Raw genomic sequence first — 15,863 nt, 5'->3', positions numbered from 1 at the left:
CTCATCGGTCAGGTCACTGTCGTAGTAAGGCTGACTCATATCCTCAAGCCATGTAGATGTCACTCTTCTGGTATCGCGCCTTTGTGACCGTAGTTGTCTTCTACTTCACATACATTTACAAACAGTTTCTAAGCCTACGGGGTTTGAGTATTGTTCTCCATCAGGCTTTAGCTTTATGTCGAAAAGCCTTTGCCATTGGTCAGACAGATCGTTTGCGAACTGGATATAGAGCTTCATTTGGCTCATAAAACTACTTCTAGAAGCGGGTGGCAAAGTTTTGCGATCACGTTAGCGATGGAGCCAAATTTTATTGCATGACGCAATTACTTTTCTGATATGCGGGGCAACATCTAACCTGTGCACAAAATGGGGTTTCAAGAGTTTCGTCAGTTGGAACGCTTGGAAGCCTGAAATAAATTTTGACTCAACCGTTTTAGAGCCGTGCGGGTTCTGAGATCGGTTGATGATAGAGTGCCATCAACTGGTCACGCCTTAATGTTTCCAGCGCATACGTTTGTCCTTGCATGTCACTGAACTCAACCTCAAAAACTTCAGGTTCATACACTTCAACAATTGTTCCAACTTGCCCACGATACAGCCCTAGATCTGGCAAGTCTTCAACCAACGCGATTACATCCAACAATTTCATCTGCGAATTCATTTTCTTAGTCCCCTCTATAAAATATAGCAAGTCACTAACCGAGGAAAATTCTCGTCATAGCGCACAATCCAGGCGCTCCGAACGACTGCCAGCTTTTCAAAACGAGACATAGGAAAATCAATGACGTATTTTTGTCCATGTTGGTTAGATTTGCCTGAAACAGCGTCATAGTTTTTAACTGCTTGTAACAAAGCATTTCGTAACTCGATTGCCTGTTCTAACCCAATGCCTAACGCTGATTGAAAAACGTAAGCTTTATGTCGCCCATCTGAATGTTTTGGGTTCAGGCAATAATCAGACAGCTTTTGCATATCGACAACGGCTTGATCAGGATTGGGCAACTTCACAGCTTCATAAATACGTATGGTGTTGGGTGAAACTTAAAACCACCTGTCTAAAACTATTTGTAGAAGCGCGTAGCGAAGTTTTGCGATCGCGTGGGTGACAGTTCGCGCGCTTTGAGAATAGCAGCAGCAAGAAAGGCGTAAGAGAGCAGACCAACCAATGCTAGAAAAACGGGACTAATGCTGCCAACTGTATTCCAGAGGGCGTGCAGACCAGAAGCGGAAAGGTAGCCAATGCCCAGAATAAGCCAGCGACGGCGCGATCGCAGCACGCTTAACCCAATGAAATAACCAAAATAACCGCTGTACGCCATGTGCCCTGCTACCGAACCCAGAACACGTGGAATCAACAGTTGCAAGCTAGCAAGTTGAGCCGCACCTTCGCCAGACGACAACGTGGCTTTGTACACTTCAGGTAGGTACTGTGCCATCGTTTCTAGTAATGTGAAGCCAACGGCTGATGCACTACCCAGCAAAATGCCATCCAGCGGTTCCCAAACGCCGATACGCTCTCGGTAGGGCGATCGCAACTGTGTACCTAGAAAATATGCCGCAAAGACTGGCACTGCCTTCAACAGCTCCTCCATCAGTCCGGCGCCAAAAAACATCTTGATAAGCAGTATTGGGAAGGCAACTGGAGTATCACCTGTGGGCAACTCGCCGGGTAACACCTGCCGAAAAACAAAGACAAACAGCGTCAACGCAGGACTAACCAGCAATAACAGCGTGACTAAAGCTGCGCCTGCGAGAATCCACCACGGCTTACGCTTGCCGCACAGTTCATAGACGAAGTAATACGCTGCACCAGCTAGGTAAGCCGCCAACAGCAAGTTGAAAACTAGCGGATTGCCAACAGCCGCAAACATGAGCACGACAAAGCCGACAGTAATGCCGCCCGGCAGCAGATAGGCTTTGTGGGTTAGCTGCCGCCCTGTAGAAAGGATGGGGAAGAGCTGCGTCAGGCTAATAGCATCTGGTTCACGGCGGCGGGGCGGCGGGCTGGTTGCTGACAACCGTGGGGTGGAAGCAGCGGTTCGCTTTCGTCGCGTTGCCGTTGGTGGGTTACTTGATGCTGGGACAGGCGTTACGGGTTGAGCAGGGTTAACCTTTGGCTGGCATTCAAAGACAAATGTAGGACCACCCTGCCCCAGAATAATGCGATCGCCCGGTTGCAGTACCTGACAATCCTTCAGCCGCTCTCCATTCAAAAAAGTGCCGTTTGCGCTGGCAAGGTCGCAAAGCTGCCAAAAGCAGTTGCCAGCAGGTGACTCGAACCCCAAAATGGGTTTCACCTCTGCGTGCCGCCGCGATACTGCACGATGCACAAGCGGATCGAGAACCACGTTACAGTGTGGATCACGCCCAAGTACAACACTCTCCGTTGTTGAGAGTGGATAGCGGGCTTGTTCTCCAGCATTGTCACCAGTCGGTAACAGCCGCAAAAATGTTGTGTAGCGATCCGTTCCCGTCATTGTCGGGGAATTCTAGCCAGCTTGTAAGGGGTCTCAGGCAATAAAAAGTACCGAGCAGTGGTAGTTGCGTTTCCTATTCTTTACACCCTACACCCTACACCCTACCTTCTGTCTAGTGGCTTACTGGTTTGCTCGTGTATCCTTCACAGCCGCAAGGAAAAACACGATCGCTAACGGCACGCTGATCGCTAGAATTACACTGGTCAGCCCATAGCCTAACTGCGGCAGCCCCGATGACAGCTCGAAGACCGAACCAACGGCAGCGATCGCAGTGATGCACGAACCGCCCAGAAACACACCACTCTTTGGAGTCACGCTAATTTAATCTCACGTTTTTGAATTTTGCAGGCTGCTTTCGACTCACATTAAAGCCGAAGGACATGTTAATTGACAGGTAAGTTGAAGTTGCAACAACACCGCATCAACAAGCAGGGTGGCTAGGCAATGGACTTAACTGCCTGTGCTGAAAAGCCGTGTTTAGCCAACGCTTCGTTTAGCAACAGTGCATTCTCTACTCGATCAACGAAGAGAACACCGTTGAGATGATCAATCTCATGCTGGATGCAGCAGGCTAGTAGTCCTGTAGCATCCAGCTTTTGCGGGCGACCGTGTTCGTCTTTGTAGGAAACTTCGATCGCAGCCGGTCGTTTCACATCCATGTAAACCCCCGGGATACTGAGGCACCCTTCTTGAGTCACCGATAGGTCGCGGCTTGCCTGCTTTACAACCGGGTTAATCAAAACCAAGGGTGGCGTGGCGGCTTCTTCTGGATCGCAGTCGATGACAATGAGCTGCTTGTTTACAGCCGTTTGCGGTGCCGCTAGCCCAATACCATCAGCGCTGTACATCGTTTGCAGCATTTCACGAATGAGCTGTTTAATCTCAGCATCAACTTTAGCAATGCGCTTAGCGGGCTGGCGCAAAACACGATCGCCTAGACGATAAATCTCTAGCGGTGGCTTTGCTAATTTCTTTTTCTCGACCAAAACCTCGGCAGTCATGACTCTAAATACTCGCAGCGAATGTCTGATGTCGGAATGATTCCGCCTTAATTCTATAGTAGCTAATTCTGACGGCAGACTATCAGCTTTTGACTTTTAGCTTTCAGCTTTCAGCTTTAGCTCCTAGCCACCTTTTGCCTTGTGCCTTTCGCCTTCTGCCCCTTGCCCTTTGCCTGCCGCCTTCCACCTACTGGAGCCAGCATTATTTTGCTGGGCAGCTGCTTAAGCTTACAATGCACCAATCAACGCTAGCTCCACAATTTAGTGGAGAAGACAGAAGAGTCATGACACGAGCAAACAGTGGTTTTTGGGTTGATTTTCGCAAATTTGTGTTTCGAGGCAATGTCATTGATCTAGCAGTGGCTGTGATCATTGGTAGTGCGTTTGGCAAGATTGTAGATTCGTTGGTAAGTGATATCATCACACCAGCGCTTTTACAACCGGCGTTGACAGCCGTCGGCGCAGATGACATTAGTAAACTGTCAGCAAACGGCATCAAATACGGTGTTTTTCTGGCGACCGTGATCAACTTCCTGGTGATTGCCTTTGTCATTTTCCTCATCATCCGTGCGTTTGAGAAGGCAAAAAACAGACTAACTCGTCAGGAAGCGATCGCAGAAGAGGCTCCTGTACTTGATGCAGCGATCGTTACCCAAGAGCGTACAGCCGCTGCGCTCGATCGACTCTCTAGAGCGCTAGAAACACGCAACCTGTAACGTTACAAGTGACCACCCAGCATAGTAGGCATTAGAACGGCATCAATGACGTGAATCACGCCGTTAGCAGCCAGGATATCCATTTTTACCACTGTGGCATCGTTGATTTGGGTGCTGCCGTTGCTGTGTTCGATCGCTACAATTGATCCCTCTTCTGTCGGCGCTTCGTCGATCTGTGCCAGGTCGTCTGATCGCACATCGCCTGATAGCAGATGATACATTACCACTCGCTTGAGCTTGGGGTGATCCTGCAATAGCTCATCTAATGCTCCATCAGGCAGTTTTGCAAAAGCTTCATCTGTTGGAGCGAGTACAGTGATCGGTCCTTCACTGGTAAGCAGATCACCTAGTTCCGCTGCTTCAACGGCTGCCAGTAGCGTTTTGAAATTACCTGCCTGAGCGGCTGTTTCCACCAGGTTTGCCATGCGTTGTTCCCTTTCGACGACTGTACTACCTACAGATAAAAGGTAAAGCGTCAGGCAACATCCGCCACAAGAGATACCTGACGCTAGCCACTCGTACGGATACCGCGATCGTTAAGCTGCTGCATAAAAAATTCTTCCAGGGAGGGGCGTGCTAGATCGACCGAAACAATTTGGGCACCCATCAAGCTTAGACTGGCAAGAAAATCGTAGGGATCACCGTTGAGTTGCCCTTGCCAGTAGCCATCCCGAAAATCCAGGTTCAGCATACGTTTTTTGATGACATCCAGACTGCCACCCCGACCTTTGATTGTGTAGGTTTCTGTAGTGCCCAGTAATTCCTGTAGGGAACCACTGCAAATCAACTCACCATTAGCCAGAATAGCAATACGATCGCAAATTAGTTCCACATCGGACAGCACATGGCTGTTAAAGAAAATCGTTTTGCCCTGATCTTTAAGCGAGAGAATAATTTCGCGAATTTGATAGCGCCCCATTGGGTCTAGCCCAGACATGGGTTCGTCGAAAAACACCAGTTCTGGGTCATTAATCAGTGCCTGCGCCATGCCAATGCGTTGCAGCATCCCTTTGGAATACTGCCGAAGCTGCTTCTTGCGGGCAGCAGACAGCGATAGCCCAACCAGATCTAGCAGTTGGGGAATGCGCTGTTTCTGTATCGATCGCGGAATCTGGAACAGCCCAGCGGTGAACTGAAGCGTTTCCCATCCAGTCAAGTAGTCGTAGAAGTAGGGGTTTTCGGGCAAATAACCAATGCGTTGCTTAATGGCACGATCGCCCAGTGGTACCCCTAGCAGGCGTCCCCCGCCCCCACTGGGACGCACAATCCCCAAGAGTGTTTTCAGGAGCGTTGTTTTGCCCGCACCGTTAGGTCCCAAAAGCCCAAACGTTTCGCCCTGCAACACGTTAAGGGTGCAACCTTTAAGGGAAACAATTTTTTGGTTTAGCCAAAACCCAGCGCGATAGGTTTTTCTAAGTTCGTGGGTTTCCACAACGGTGGAGCGGTCAATGGTAAAAACGTCGCTGGTAGGGTCGGGAACGGTAGCCATGTTGATAAGGGTCTGGCAGATTTGCTGATCAAAAGATTCTAGGAGCCGTTTTGGAAAAACCAATACGCTATTCTGGGCGTGCCGAGGCGTAGGAAGAACTTTAAGGGGAAGCGTGGGAAGAGCACATTGGTCTAGAGCCTACTACTATCCTTTAACTTGACTGCCCCTTGCTTCTGTTGCTGATTATCCGATCGCGGCAGGAGCATGTGCCAAGATTCTGCCCAAACGCTTAAACTTTGTTTATACATTTGAGATTGGTAGAGCGTTGCGTAGTGACACCTCATTATCAATAGTCAATCACCATGCTGAAAGCAAGATTGTTTCAACCTGAGTTTAATCCCTTATGGTAGGCGACTCACGACAGGCTTTGAACAAACTGATAAGCTAGTCGTCAAGACGATCGAGACGGGCAAAGCTGATAGGAACTCAACCCTAGCCCTAGATTGTGCATGAAGGCACACACTAACTTAAGTACTGAGAGCGAAGAGGAAACAGGATGGATCGTTCCAAACTTGTAGCAATTGTAACTGGGGCGATCGCAGTGGCACTTAGCATTGCGTATTTAGTCGTGGTGCAACTGCTGGATATGCGTGGTGAAATGGTGCCTGCACCAATGGGCTGGATTATGCAAGCTTTAAGGTAGCGTAGTGATCAAAATTGGCTCGTAGGCTTATGAAATGAAAACCAACTCAAAGCACTATTCCTAGGCGAACTCACTAGGTAGTTTTTTCTTGGAAAATTTATGCTTCCAGTGAAGAGCTGTACTTTCAACTAAATGCCAGGATAGGGCAGCAGGTATAATCGTGCAGCAAACAGAAAGTAAAAAGTAAACTAGAAAACCCCATTGATTCAAGTGATAAGCAGATAGGATCTGTTGTATAGGAAAGGCATAAATGTACAGTCCATAACTATAATCTTTTCCCTTACCAAAGTCTGCGAATGGCAATGCTGCTGCCAACCACAACATCAAGTATGTTGTTGTCAACGGTGCCACAATGATATAGGATTCACCGCTGGCTAGACCCGCAATGCTAACAATCAATGAAGCGAAAGCTAATGAATGCTTTAAAGGTGGTTCCCAAAAATAGAATGCTGCCCCCATGAGGAAAAAAGCAGAAAATCTAATTGGTGAAATGGCTAAATCACCTTTTCGATAAAAAGCAACATAAGCGATCCAAATAAAGGTTAATAAACCTAAAATAACGTTTTTTCTTAGCAGACCCAGCCAACCTAGCATCCCGATAGCAACGTAGGCTCTGAACTCATGCTGTAAAGTCCATAACGAAGCATTCACTGTATTTGGATGGGGGTTATTTGGAAACAAGTCTTGAATATTATGCTGGATTTGCATGAAAGGGATGCTTGCTGTCACTGTTTGAGCATTGAAAAAGCTGCCAGACAGTAAGGGAAGAATAAACCCAACGATTGCTTGAAAGACATCAAGCAGAGGTATTAAAAAGTTATGTTGGATGTAGCCTAAATCTGGGGGAGCACCAAAGAGCAGAGGTGTTCCAATTCCAACAACAATTAAGCAAACCCAGTAGGCCGGAAATATGCGCAAAACTCTATGCCATAGAAAAAGCGGCAAGGACTGGAGTCGCAGATAGCTAGCAGCGATGAGGTAGCCGCTAAGGCTGAAAAAACTATCGACTGCAATTGAACCAACGCTAGCGACCTGATTGCTGAAATGATAAATAAAATCGTACCCAAAGCCACCAAGAACGCCTGCATGAGCATAAATGACAGCAAGTGCTAAGAATAGGCGCAAAAAACCAATACTGTTGTGTTTAGAATCAAACTGCATAATTGAAAATGCTTTATGGATAGTGGAGATGCAGTAATTGAAAAAATTTGCTAGTCTTTTCACAAAATACTAATCTGATTAGCACTAACTTCTTAGATTGTGAAAGTTAAACATCTTCAACTAGCTAATCAAAAATCAATTGGATGCCTATAGATGGTACTGAAAGGACTATCGTATTCAGGTAACTTGCTCATGGCAGGAGCAACACTATTGCTATTGTTAGTGTCACTGCTGCCATTATTCGTTCCTTTAGGTTCATATCATTGGTTGTTAGATTTAACCACCCACTTCAAATGCCAGTATCTTGCACTTTCCATCGTTTGCTTGGGATTCTTTTGGCTTTGGCGATCGTGTCGTTGGCAACGCTGGCTAATCGGCTTGAGCGTATTCTGCATTGTCCTTAATGGGGTTGAAGTGGTGCCGTGGTATGTGCCACCGTCAATCATTGCTCCATCATCGGCAGTCACGTTGCGCGTGCTCCACTCAAATGTACTGGTGCGTAATCGCGACTATGATAGCGTGACTGCGTTGGTGAGAGAGGTTAAGCCAGATCTTGCAGTGTTTCAGGAAGTCAACGCGCGCTGGTTGGAAGCGCTAGAGACAATTCGGGATGTGCTGCCTTACACCTATGCCGAACCGAGGAGCGCGGGCTTTGGCAATGTGATCTATAGTGCGTTACCACTGCAACAACCGTCGGTACAGTTCTTGGGGCAACGTGAATACGCCAGTCTTGCTACGCAGGTGAGTAAGGGTGGGCAAACGCTGTCGTTGCTGACGGCTCACCCACCCCCACCGATTCGGCAAGAACTGTTCCGGTGGCGCAATCAACTGTTGGCTGCGATCGTGCCCTATGTGCGATCGCAAACAGCACCTGTTATAGTGATCGGTGATTTAAACATCACTATGTGGTCGCCTTACTACAAGCGATTGGAAGCAGCCAGTGGCTTGCAAAACAGCCGCGCTGGCTTTGGCATTCTGCCGAGTTGGTCGCCTCGTAGCTGGCTACCGTGGCTAGCGATTCCGATCGACCATTGCCTGGTGAGTCCGGAGCTTGTAGTGCTGAAAACGCAGCTCGGGCGCAAGGTCGGGTCTGATCACCTACCGCTCATTGTCGATATAGCAATGCCATAAAACGTTGGGTAGTGTCTCTTACGATCGATGCCAATCATCTAACTCTGAGTCGAGTTCGGCTTTCAGCAGTTCGGCTTTCAGTTCAAGCGGTAGCCTAACTTCGGTTAGCAAGACTGGGGCTTGAGTGTCAGACGAGTCGCGATCGAGGTTAAGCGGCTTGATCACGCGCGTAATCGCCTGTTGTACAAAGGCACGCATAAATTCATCTTTGCGGTTGAGCTGAAACTGACGTTGCACCACTTCAGTCATGCCACCGTCTCCCCATTCCTGGTTATGACGAAAGTATTCGATAAAGCTTTTGCCTGCAATGCGTGTCAGGTAAGCAGCGCTCACGCCTTGAATTGCCCGACCAGCCAGCATCCCGCCCAGGCTAAATTCTAGGGCTGTTGCCACTAACGTCATAGCACCCTTGACGATACCTAAACTGACAAGTGTTTTGCCTAGGGAAAGCGCCAGTTCGCGTCCTCGTTCCATGTTGATATCGCAGCCGTAGACACGCCCGATTTCCACAACCATCTGAGCGTTGATAGCAGCCGTTGCCAGCAAATCCACTACAGGCAAAGGTGTCACAGCAATGACCCCGGCGCTAATCCACTGGAAGCGATCGACAATCTTCTCTGCTTGTCGTCGGCGTTGAGCATCAATGAGATAGCGAGCTTTTTCCCCAAGCCGTTGAGATTGCAGCAGGATATTGTCGGCAATCAGATCCTCACCTTCAGCCCGCAACACAGCCACCATCCGACGGATCAGCGGCATGATGTCTGGGTCAGGCTGAAGCGTTTCACCATCCACCACGATCGCGGCAGGATTAGCAGCCGTTGCAATGACATCAGCAGGCGCAACCAAACCACGCACACGTGCCTGCAAGCGTGCCAAGATCAAGCCGAGATCCTCCTCTCGATACAAGTCAGACTTGTTGAGGATAACGAGCGATCGCTTGCCAATCTCTGCCAAGGTTTGCAGCGGATCGTATTCCGACTGTCGCAAGTCATTATCCAGTACAAATAGCAGCAAATCGGCTTCGGTCGCTAACTGCCGTGCCAGTTGTTCACGTTCTGTCCCTGCTACGCCTGCTTCTAAGATCCCTGGTGTATCAATCAGCAAAATCTCTCGCAGCAAGCCTTTCAGCTTCAGCGAATAGGTTTCGCCCACTTCAGTAGTGCCCATTGCCGCACCAACTTTGCCTGCCATACGCCCAATCAAGGCATTCACCAACGATGTTTTACCGGCTGACCCAGTGCCAAAAACGACAATTTGCAGGTTGCCCCGCGCCAGGTTTTGCTCAATTTCGCGCGATCGCAGCAACAGTTCTTGCCGCGCTACCTCATCTTGAATCTGGCTCACCTGCTGTCGCACTGCTTTTAGTGTTTCTTCAGCCGCCTCCGTTTTCTCGGCAGGCACACGGGGCTGCCGTCGTGCTTGCTGACGACGCTTTGAGGCACGCGGCAGCACAAAGAGATAATAGATCAAGGCTCCAATCAAAACTGCCAGTAGCGTCATGATGAGCACCAGCAAGAGCTGAGACAGCAGCGGGTAGGCATAAAGCTGCCAGGAAAGCCGAGTGAGTGCATCAATCAGCCAGATAACCAGCCCTAAAATAAGGGCGAGTCCAGCAATGAGCGTGAGGAGACGCGAAAGGCGCATGAATTATTTGTGGTGCATCTGCCTTTCATTCTAGTTCCCCGATTTTTTTTGGAGAGGTGCTCGCCTACCCTTAAAGCCAGCTATAGCAAAAGAATGAGGGATGAAGAGAAGCACTTCTTCAAAGGAAGTTTCAAAGTTTATGTCTGTCCTAACGTTCTCTTCGGCTGCTATAGCCTTAACAGTCTACTGCCCTAAAAGATCATTAAGTCAGTCGCGATCGACTCATGAGACAGCTACCCTAACCGAGAGATGCCAGACGGTTTATGCTCTGGTAGCTTGAGTGGTGGTCAAAAATGTTGGAATGAGGAATCTTATGGGACTTTTCGATGCAGTCTTAAGCGCAGTCAGCAACCCAAGTCAGCAAGCAAACCCAAGTCAGCTTGGCTCCATTCTCAATACTGTCCAGCAAATGAGCAACAGCAATGGCATTGATGCAGGCACAACGCAGACGCTCGTGTCCGTTGTCGGTGGCTACGTGCAATCGGCGCTACAACAGCAGCAGGCTACTGGAGGAGCGGGACAAGCACAGGCAATGGTTAATCAATACAGCGGCACAGGGCCAAATCCCCAAGCGGTAAACGCTGTACTGGGACCTGTCATGCAGCAGCAAGTCGTACAAGATTTGATTCAACGGACAGGGCTTCCGCCACAAACGATTCAAGCTATTCTACCGACCCTGGTACCTCTCGCGCTAAAGTTTCTCCAGGGTGGCGCACATACCGAAAACCCACAGGCAGGCAATCCTGTCTTGAGTGCCTTTCTAGACAAAAATAATGATGGGAGCGTTGATCTAGGCGACGCTCTGAATATGGCGGGTCAGTTCTTTAATCGTTAGGTTAGTCAGCTATCAGCTATCAGCTATCAGCTATCAGCAGTCAGCCGAAAGGCTAGTGTCTCTTATGTAGGAGACGTTGCCTGTCCACAAGCGCTCGAACTAAGCAGTGGCAAAATTAGAGCTAATCGCTGAAAGCTGACTGCTGATCACTAATTCTGTAGCGGTGTAACGCCTGCCAGGTCAAGAATCTGTGGAATCAAATCTTCGCGCTTGACCGCCATCACGTGAACCCCCTGACAGAGCTGACGAGCTTGCTTTACTTGTTCGGCTGCAATCAGTACGCCTTCCTGAAGCGGATCGGCGGCACGTTCTAGGCGATCGATGATGTGATCAGGGATTTGCACACCTGGCACGCAACGGTTAATGAACTGTGCGTTTTTCGCTGACTTGAGCAAGAAAATGCCTGCTAGGACAGGCTTGTTGCAGCCGACTGCAAGCTGGGTCATAAATTTCTCAAGCCGATCGAAGTCTGAAATTAGCTGGCTTTGAAAAAACTCTGCCCCGGCTGCTAGTTTACGCTCAAACCGACGCTGCAACCCTGACCAACTACCACATTGAGGGTCGATCGCTGCTCCAACAAAGAACTCGGTTGCGCCATCCGTTAACAGTTTGTCATTGAAATCACACCCAGCATTCAGCTTGTGAATCAGTTGCAGCAAGCGAACCGACTCTAGCTCAAACACAGCTTTGGCTTGGGGATGGTCGCCTGCCTTAATGGGGTCTCCCGTCAACGCCAGAATGTTGCGAATGCCAAGCGCTTGGGCACCCATGAGGTCTCCTTGTAAGCCAATGGCATTGCGATCGCGACACGCCATCTGACAAATCGGCTCAATGCCTTCCTGCGCCAAAAGTACGGACGCTGCCAACGACGACATCCGCAATACCGCTCGGCTACCGTCGGTGATGTTTACCGCATGCACCCGACCCTTGAGCGATCGCGCCATCTCAAGCATATGAGCGGGATTGCCACCCTTGGGCGGCATTACTTCTGCCGTAATAAGGAAGTCGCCCTGTTGAGCAGCAGCGCGGAAGGTCGATGCTAGGGATCGTGTCGTGTTTGTGGCGTTATCAGACATACAAATCAAAAAAAGAGCCGCAAAAGCTCGCGCTCGTACAAATTAGTATAGGTCTCCAGGGTGCTTCACCCTCCTCACACTACAGGAAGACGTGAGTAGCCAAGAGCATCTTTAACACGCAGCAATGTGGCATTGGCGATCGCCCCTGCCTTCTCCTGACCATCACGTAAGACCGAATCTAGATAGCCCGGATCAGCCATAATTTCCTGATATTTTGCCTGGATGGGTTGGAGATGGGTGATCGCGGTTTCGGTCAGCAATGGCTTGAATTGCCCCCAACCCATATCCTGACATTCGGCTGCAACGGCTGCTTTCGTCTGACCAGACAGCAACATATAGAGCGTCAGGAGATTATGGCATTCGGGGCGATCGGGGTCATCAAAGACCAGACCGCGCACCGGATCAGTTTTGCAGCGCTTGATTTTGTTCTGAATCACATCTGGTGGATCAAGCAGGTTAATACGGCTGAGTTCTGATGGATCGGATTTGGACATTTTCTTAGTGCCATCGGTTAGGCTCATGACCCGCGCACCTTCTGCTCGAATAAGCGGATCGGGTTTCTTGAGGACGGGCTGGTTGGGCTTGGCAAACTTGTGATTAAACGAATCGACCAAATCGCGGGTTAATTCCAAATGCTGCTTTTGGTCTTCGCCGACAGGCACTTTATCCGCGTCATAGAGCAAAATGTCTGCTGCCATCAAAACGGGATAATCCAACAGCCCTACGCCAACATTTTCGCCCTGTTTGACGGCTTTTTCTTTGAACTGGATCATATCCGTGAGCCAATTGAGCGGGGTAATGCAATTGAGCAACCAGGCAAGTTCGCTATGCGCTGAAATGTGGGACTGGACAAAGATCGTTGAGTTGCTGAGGTCAATGCCACAGGCAAGATAGAGCGCCGCGATCGTGTACGTGTCTTGCGCCAATGTAGCGGGGTTGTGCGGCACAGTGATGGCGTGCAAATCAACCACACAAAAGAAATTATCGTACTGGTGTTGCCCCTCCACCCAATTACGAATGGCACCCAGGTAGTTGCCTAGATGGAGATTGCCAGTTGGTTGCACTCCCGAAAGAATTCGCTGCTTCGCCATAGTCCCTAAAATAGAATCCAACCAAAAGTAGACGTGTCAGTGTGAGGCTGATTGTACCGTAAGTGAAGCTACGGTTAAGAAATGTAAACCCCTGAGCCTAAGCGCTCCAGGTCTCAAACAAAACGGCATTGGTTTGATTATGACCCACTCTCTGACTCAGAATCAGCTTGCTCAACTGAAAGACTGTTTCTCACTGGCACGGAATCCGACCCAGCAAGAAGCAGCTTGCCAAAACATGGCACAGCTACTCAGCGATCTAGCCGTAGACGCTGTTGCCGCAGAAGTGATCGACGCACTCTGGCAGGAGCTATTGACCGCACGACGCTCTACTGCCTTTTGGGAGCAGATCAGCGATGCTGAGAAAGAAATGGGCGATCGCCTGACGCAAGACAATATTCGACTGCAGCAAAACTACCTGCGCTTGATGCAAGAGCAGTAATGGGCGGCTTAGTAGAAAGGGTATGTGATTAGCAATCAGCGGTTAGCGGTCAGCGAAAAGTTGATAGCTGACGGCTAACCACTGATGTCTAAACTTTCCTAGTACGATGCTGCTGATAGCGAAGTTGGTTTGACGAGCAGTGTAATGTTTTGCCGTCCAATGACTTGTACAACCTCACCAACAGCAAGCGTCACATCTTGTTCACACTGCGCGAGCCACCATGAACCTTGAAACTTCACTCGTCCCCGCTTATGTGGTGCAATAATTTCGGAGACGATCGCCCGTCCCCGATAGTTGGGGTCTGCTTCGCTAAGGAAGGATGTTGCAGCCTGCTCTATTGGCTCGTTAAAGAGGAATGAATTAAAAGCCTTGATGGAATTAAACGCTAACATCGTGGTTTCTCCTGAGGCTAAAGACTTGCAGTGTACTAGTGCTGCTAACGTCGAACAGGTAGAAAGTAAACGCAGCGGTTTAGGCTTACGCTTGACGTTCTAGATCAATCGATAGGCTCTGTTTTGCTCGAATATCTTTGAGATGTCGTTTGACCGTATTGAGGGTGATGTAAAGCTCGAGCGCAATCTGTTGATATGTGAATCCCGCACGACGTAAAAGCCAGACCTCTGTTTGTCGTGGTGACAGATCGTACAAAACGGCTTCAGCCAGTGCCCGGTTTTGCAAAGACTGCTGCCGATCTTCTAGTAAAACCGCCAAATATGGGCGTTTGAGGTCATCTAAGGTCAGCCACCGGACCCGAATCCGATAAGTGTGCGATCGAGTGGAAGCAATCTCTGACTCCATGACAATCGGCTGATCAGCATACAACTCACGGCTTTCAATCAATGCCTTACAGGTCTGCCAAATTGCTTCGGGCACCGTGGGCACACCTGCATGATCCTGATTGTTGTGCTGGTTAAGCTGTTGACAAATGCAATGAGCGTAGTAGTTGTGATAGATCCACTCGCCGCGATCTGACAAAATTAAAATGCCATCAGTAATACCTTCAAGTACACCTTTTAGCAGGGTGCTGTCTTGAGCGAATGATTTCGTTTGTTCTAGTTGACTTAGCATAGTTCTCCGGGGCTAGAGAAGGGTACAAAGCTGCTTTCAAGCTGATGACTGGGTCTGTAGTTGTGCTTCAGTGATTCAGAGCAATTTACGTGAATATGACTAACCGAAGCTTCATCCAAACATCACGTCCAGGTTTCTCACCAAGACAACCGTTTTTTCCCGGATTATTTGAAGTTTGGGTGAATTAACTCAGATTGTATGAAAATGCTTGTTGCGTTACATTAGCCCTCTCTGCCAAGTTCATTGCCGAGAATGTTGGCAAGCCTTGCAGTTTTCTGTAAGCAGCTTCATGCAAACTGCTTGCCTTTCTCTGTAGTTTTCGGCAAAGTTGAAGGTATCTTTATACAATCGCTCTTTCCGTTTTATGTTGTCGGCAATGAGCCAAAACCCCTCAGAACCAGCCAAGCTTCGTCTTTTAGTGGTTGATGATCACGAAATCGTTCTGGGTGGCACGATCGATCTACTTAAGCAACAATACCCACACGCAGAAATTCTGACGGCTCAAACTGTCGCGAGTACGTTGAGCCAGGTAAAGTTACAGATGCCTGACCTGATTGTGCTAGACCTTTCCTTACCCGAAGCAAGCGGCAGTGCAGCCCAGGCTGAGTCGGGCGTGCAATTGCTGAAAACCTTGATGCAAAACTACCCCACGCTCAATTTGACCGTTCAAAGTACGCACGTCAGAGCGTTGGTACGCATCAGACCCGAAATCGATCGCCATAAGGCTGGCTTTACCGTCGCTGATAAAAGCCTTTCCAGCCGCGAAATGCTGACGCGAGTAGATTGGGCACTCAAAGGCATTACTCACACCAAAGATATTCGACGGGGACGTACGCTAGAGGTGAAACCTGACTGGATCACCGTACTCAAGCTTGCGTTTCATGAAGGGTTGCAAGATCGGTCGATCGCCAAACGCATGCAAGTTTCTGAACGCACAGTGCGGCACTACTGGACAAAGATCCAAGATGTGCTAGAAGTCTACCCCGATGAAGACAAGCAAGACGGCAAAAATATCCGCATTCAAACCGAAATCCGTGCCAGGGAAGAAGGACTGATTGACTAATTGGTTGTCCGTTGTTAGTTGTTAGTTGT

19 protein-coding genes are annotated in these 15,863 nt (G+C 49.1%); 6 read left to right on the top strand and 13 right to left on the bottom strand.

What is annotated here, in order from left to right; translation table 11 throughout:
* Positions 1-433: 433 nt before the first annotated feature.
* From H6F86_RS09580 to def, 5 genes are all read right to left on the bottom strand, one after another.
* Positions 434-661: a DUF4926 domain-containing protein gene (locus H6F86_RS09580; protein ID WP_242033444.1), complete on the bottom strand. Its 228-nt coding sequence runs from the start codon at positions 659-661 to the stop codon at positions 434-436.
* A 14-nt stretch (positions 662-675) separates the two neighbouring features.
* Positions 676-1,008: a DUF6883 domain-containing protein gene (locus H6F86_RS09575; protein ID WP_190448364.1), complete on the bottom strand. Its 333-nt coding sequence runs from the start codon at positions 1,006-1,008 to the stop codon at positions 676-678.
* A gap of 53 nt (positions 1,009-1,061) precedes the next feature.
* A complete protein-coding gene (locus H6F86_RS09570; protein WP_190448363.1) occupies positions 1,062-2,477 on the bottom strand; it encodes a PrsW family glutamic-type intramembrane protease in 1,416 nt (471 codons plus the stop codon).
* 120 nt (positions 2,478-2,597) lie between these two features.
* The gene (locus tag H6F86_RS09565; protein ID WP_190448382.1) at positions 2,598-2,798 is read right to left on the bottom strand and encodes a hypothetical protein; all 201 of its coding nucleotides are present in this window, start codon (positions 2,796-2,798) and stop codon (positions 2,598-2,600) included.
* A 116-nt stretch (positions 2,799-2,914) separates the two neighbouring features.
* Positions 2,915-3,478, bottom strand: a complete 564-nt coding sequence (def, locus tag H6F86_RS09560) for a peptide deformylase (RefSeq protein WP_190448362.1) — start codon at positions 3,476-3,478, stop codon at positions 2,915-2,917.
* 284 nt (positions 3,479-3,762) lie between these two features.
* On the opposite strand from def, the gene mscL reads away from it, so the two are divergent.
* Complete coding sequence (mscL, locus tag H6F86_RS09555; protein ID WP_190448361.1) at positions 3,763-4,194, top strand: large conductance mechanosensitive channel protein MscL; 432 nt, start codon at positions 3,763-3,765, stop codon at positions 4,192-4,194.
* A gap of 2 nt (positions 4,195-4,196) precedes the next feature.
* Here mscL and H6F86_RS09550 read toward each other — a convergent pair whose 3' ends face one another.
* Positions 4,197-4,619, bottom strand: coding sequence for a fasciclin domain-containing protein (locus H6F86_RS09550; protein WP_190448360.1), 423 nt, complete (start codon positions 4,617-4,619; stop codon positions 4,197-4,199).
* An 83-nt stretch (positions 4,620-4,702) separates the two neighbouring features.
* The gene (locus H6F86_RS09545; protein WP_190448359.1) at positions 4,703-5,683 is read right to left on the bottom strand and encodes an ABC transporter ATP-binding protein; all 981 of its coding nucleotides are present in this window, start codon (positions 5,681-5,683) and stop codon (positions 4,703-4,705) included.
* A gap of 496 nt (positions 5,684-6,179) precedes the next feature.
* Between H6F86_RS09545 and H6F86_RS09540 the strand changes: the two genes are divergently transcribed.
* Positions 6,180-6,326: a hypothetical protein gene (locus H6F86_RS09540; RefSeq protein WP_190448358.1), complete on the top strand. Its 147-nt coding sequence runs from the start codon at positions 6,180-6,182 to the stop codon at positions 6,324-6,326.
* 60 nt (positions 6,327-6,386) lie between these two features.
* Here the strand turns inward: H6F86_RS09540 and H6F86_RS09535 are convergent, their stop codons facing one another.
* Entirely contained in the window at positions 6,387-7,487 is a 1,101-nt protein-coding gene (locus H6F86_RS09535; protein WP_190448357.1) for an acyltransferase, read from the bottom strand.
* A gap of 192 nt (positions 7,488-7,679) precedes the next feature.
* Here H6F86_RS09535 and H6F86_RS09530 point away from each other — a divergent pair, with 192 nt between their 5' ends.
* Entirely contained in the window at positions 7,680-8,618 is a 939-nt protein-coding gene (locus tag H6F86_RS09530) for an endonuclease/exonuclease/phosphatase family protein (RefSeq protein ID WP_190448356.1), read from the top strand.
* A gap of 18 nt (positions 8,619-8,636) precedes the next feature.
* On the opposite strand, the gene H6F86_RS09525 is transcribed toward H6F86_RS09530, so the two are convergent.
* Complete coding sequence (locus tag H6F86_RS09525) at positions 8,637-10,262, bottom strand: GTP-binding protein (RefSeq protein ID WP_190448355.1); 1,626 nt, start codon at positions 10,260-10,262, stop codon at positions 8,637-8,639.
* Positions 10,263-10,575: 313 nt separating this feature from the next.
* Here H6F86_RS09525 and H6F86_RS09520 point away from each other — a divergent pair, with 313 nt between their 5' ends.
* Entirely contained in the window at positions 10,576-11,097 is a 522-nt protein-coding gene (locus tag H6F86_RS09520; protein ID WP_190448354.1) for a DUF937 domain-containing protein, read from the top strand.
* A gap of 149 nt (positions 11,098-11,246) precedes the next feature.
* Here the strand turns inward: H6F86_RS09520 and H6F86_RS09515 are convergent, their stop codons facing one another.
* Complete coding sequence (locus tag H6F86_RS09515) at positions 11,247-12,173, bottom strand: methylenetetrahydrofolate reductase (RefSeq protein ID WP_190448353.1); 927 nt, start codon at positions 12,171-12,173, stop codon at positions 11,247-11,249.
* Positions 12,174-12,247: 74 nt separating this feature from the next.
* The gene (trpS, locus tag H6F86_RS09510; RefSeq protein WP_190448352.1) at positions 12,248-13,264 is read right to left on the bottom strand and encodes a tryptophan--tRNA ligase; all 1,017 of its coding nucleotides are present in this window, start codon (positions 13,262-13,264) and stop codon (positions 12,248-12,250) included.
* Positions 13,265-13,403: 139 nt separating this feature from the next.
* Between trpS and H6F86_RS09505 the strand changes: the two genes are divergently transcribed.
* On the top strand, positions 13,404-13,703 hold the full coding sequence (locus tag H6F86_RS09505) for a hypothetical protein (protein WP_190448351.1): 300 nt from the start codon (positions 13,404-13,406) through the stop codon (positions 13,701-13,703).
* 98 nt (positions 13,704-13,801) lie between these two features.
* On the opposite strand, the gene H6F86_RS09500 is transcribed toward H6F86_RS09505, so the two are convergent.
* Both H6F86_RS09500 and H6F86_RS09495 read right to left on the bottom strand, forming a co-directional pair.
* Positions 13,802-14,095, bottom strand: coding sequence for an NfeD family protein (locus H6F86_RS09500; protein ID WP_190448350.1), 294 nt, complete (start codon positions 14,093-14,095; stop codon positions 13,802-13,804).
* An 85-nt stretch (positions 14,096-14,180) separates the two neighbouring features.
* Positions 14,181-14,771, bottom strand: coding sequence for a LuxR family transcriptional regulator (locus H6F86_RS09495; RefSeq protein ID WP_190448349.1), 591 nt, complete (start codon positions 14,769-14,771; stop codon positions 14,181-14,183).
* A 364-nt stretch (positions 14,772-15,135) separates the two neighbouring features.
* Between H6F86_RS09495 and H6F86_RS09490 the strand changes: the two genes are divergently transcribed.
* Complete coding sequence (locus tag H6F86_RS09490; protein WP_242033442.1) at positions 15,136-15,834, top strand: response regulator transcription factor; 699 nt, start codon at positions 15,136-15,138, stop codon at positions 15,832-15,834.
* Positions 15,835-15,863 lie beyond the last annotated feature (29 nt).

Source organism: Phormidium sp. FACHB-592, assembly GCF_014695795.1.
Classification (GTDB): domain Bacteria; phylum Cyanobacteriota; class Cyanobacteriia; order Leptolyngbyales; family Leptolyngbyaceae; genus Stenomitos.
Note: the sequence above shows the minus strand (reverse complement) of the source record. Positions and strands in the feature narration are given on the sequence as shown.

Bases quoted from the DNA above. Each gene is read 5' to 3' on its own strand.
- H6F86_RS09580 (WP_242033444.1), bottom strand. From the start codon at position 661: ATGAATTCGCAGATGAAATTGTTGGATGTAATCGCGTTGGTTGAAGAC.
- H6F86_RS09570 (WP_190448363.1), bottom strand. From the start codon at position 2,477: ATGACGGGAACGGATCGCTACACAACATTTTTGCGGCTGTTACCGACT.
- def (WP_190448362.1), bottom strand. From the start codon at position 3,478: ATGACTGCCGAGGTTTTGGTCGAGAAAAAGAAATTAGCAAAGCCACCG.
- mscL (WP_190448361.1), top strand. From the start codon at position 3,763: ATGACACGAGCAAACAGTGGTTTTTGGGTTGATTTTCGCAAATTTGTG.
- H6F86_RS09550 (WP_190448360.1), bottom strand. From the start codon at position 4,619: ATGGCAAACCTGGTGGAAACAGCCGCTCAGGCAGGTAATTTCAAAACG.
- H6F86_RS09545 (WP_190448359.1), bottom strand. From the start codon at position 5,683: ATGGCTACCGTTCCCGACCCTACCAGCGACGTTTTTACCATTGACCGC.
- H6F86_RS09540 (WP_190448358.1), top strand. From the start codon at position 6,180: ATGGATCGTTCCAAACTTGTAGCAATTGTAACTGGGGCGATCGCAGTG.
- H6F86_RS09535 (WP_190448357.1), bottom strand. From the start codon at position 7,487: ATGCAGTTTGATTCTAAACACAACAGTATTGGTTTTTTGCGCCTATTC.
- H6F86_RS09530 (WP_190448356.1), top strand. From the start codon at position 7,680: ATGGCAGGAGCAACACTATTGCTATTGTTAGTGTCACTGCTGCCATTA.
- H6F86_RS09525 (WP_190448355.1), bottom strand. From the start codon at position 10,262: ATGCGCCTTTCGCGTCTCCTCACGCTCATTGCTGGACTCGCCCTTATT.
- H6F86_RS09520 (WP_190448354.1), top strand. From the start codon at position 10,576: ATGGGACTTTTCGATGCAGTCTTAAGCGCAGTCAGCAACCCAAGTCAG.
- H6F86_RS09515 (WP_190448353.1), bottom strand. From the start codon at position 12,173: ATGTCTGATAACGCCACAAACACGACACGATCCCTAGCATCGACCTTC.
- trpS (WP_190448352.1), bottom strand. From the start codon at position 13,264: ATGGCGAAGCAGCGAATTCTTTCGGGAGTGCAACCAACTGGCAATCTC.
- H6F86_RS09505 (WP_190448351.1), top strand. From the start codon at position 13,404: ATGACCCACTCTCTGACTCAGAATCAGCTTGCTCAACTGAAAGACTGT.
- H6F86_RS09500 (WP_190448350.1), bottom strand. From the start codon at position 14,095: ATGTTAGCGTTTAATTCCATCAAGGCTTTTAATTCATTCCTCTTTAAC.
- H6F86_RS09495 (WP_190448349.1), bottom strand. From the start codon at position 14,771: ATGCTAAGTCAACTAGAACAAACGAAATCATTCGCTCAAGACAGCACC.
- H6F86_RS09490 (WP_242033442.1), top strand. From the start codon at position 15,136: ATGTTGTCGGCAATGAGCCAAAACCCCTCAGAACCAGCCAAGCTTCGT.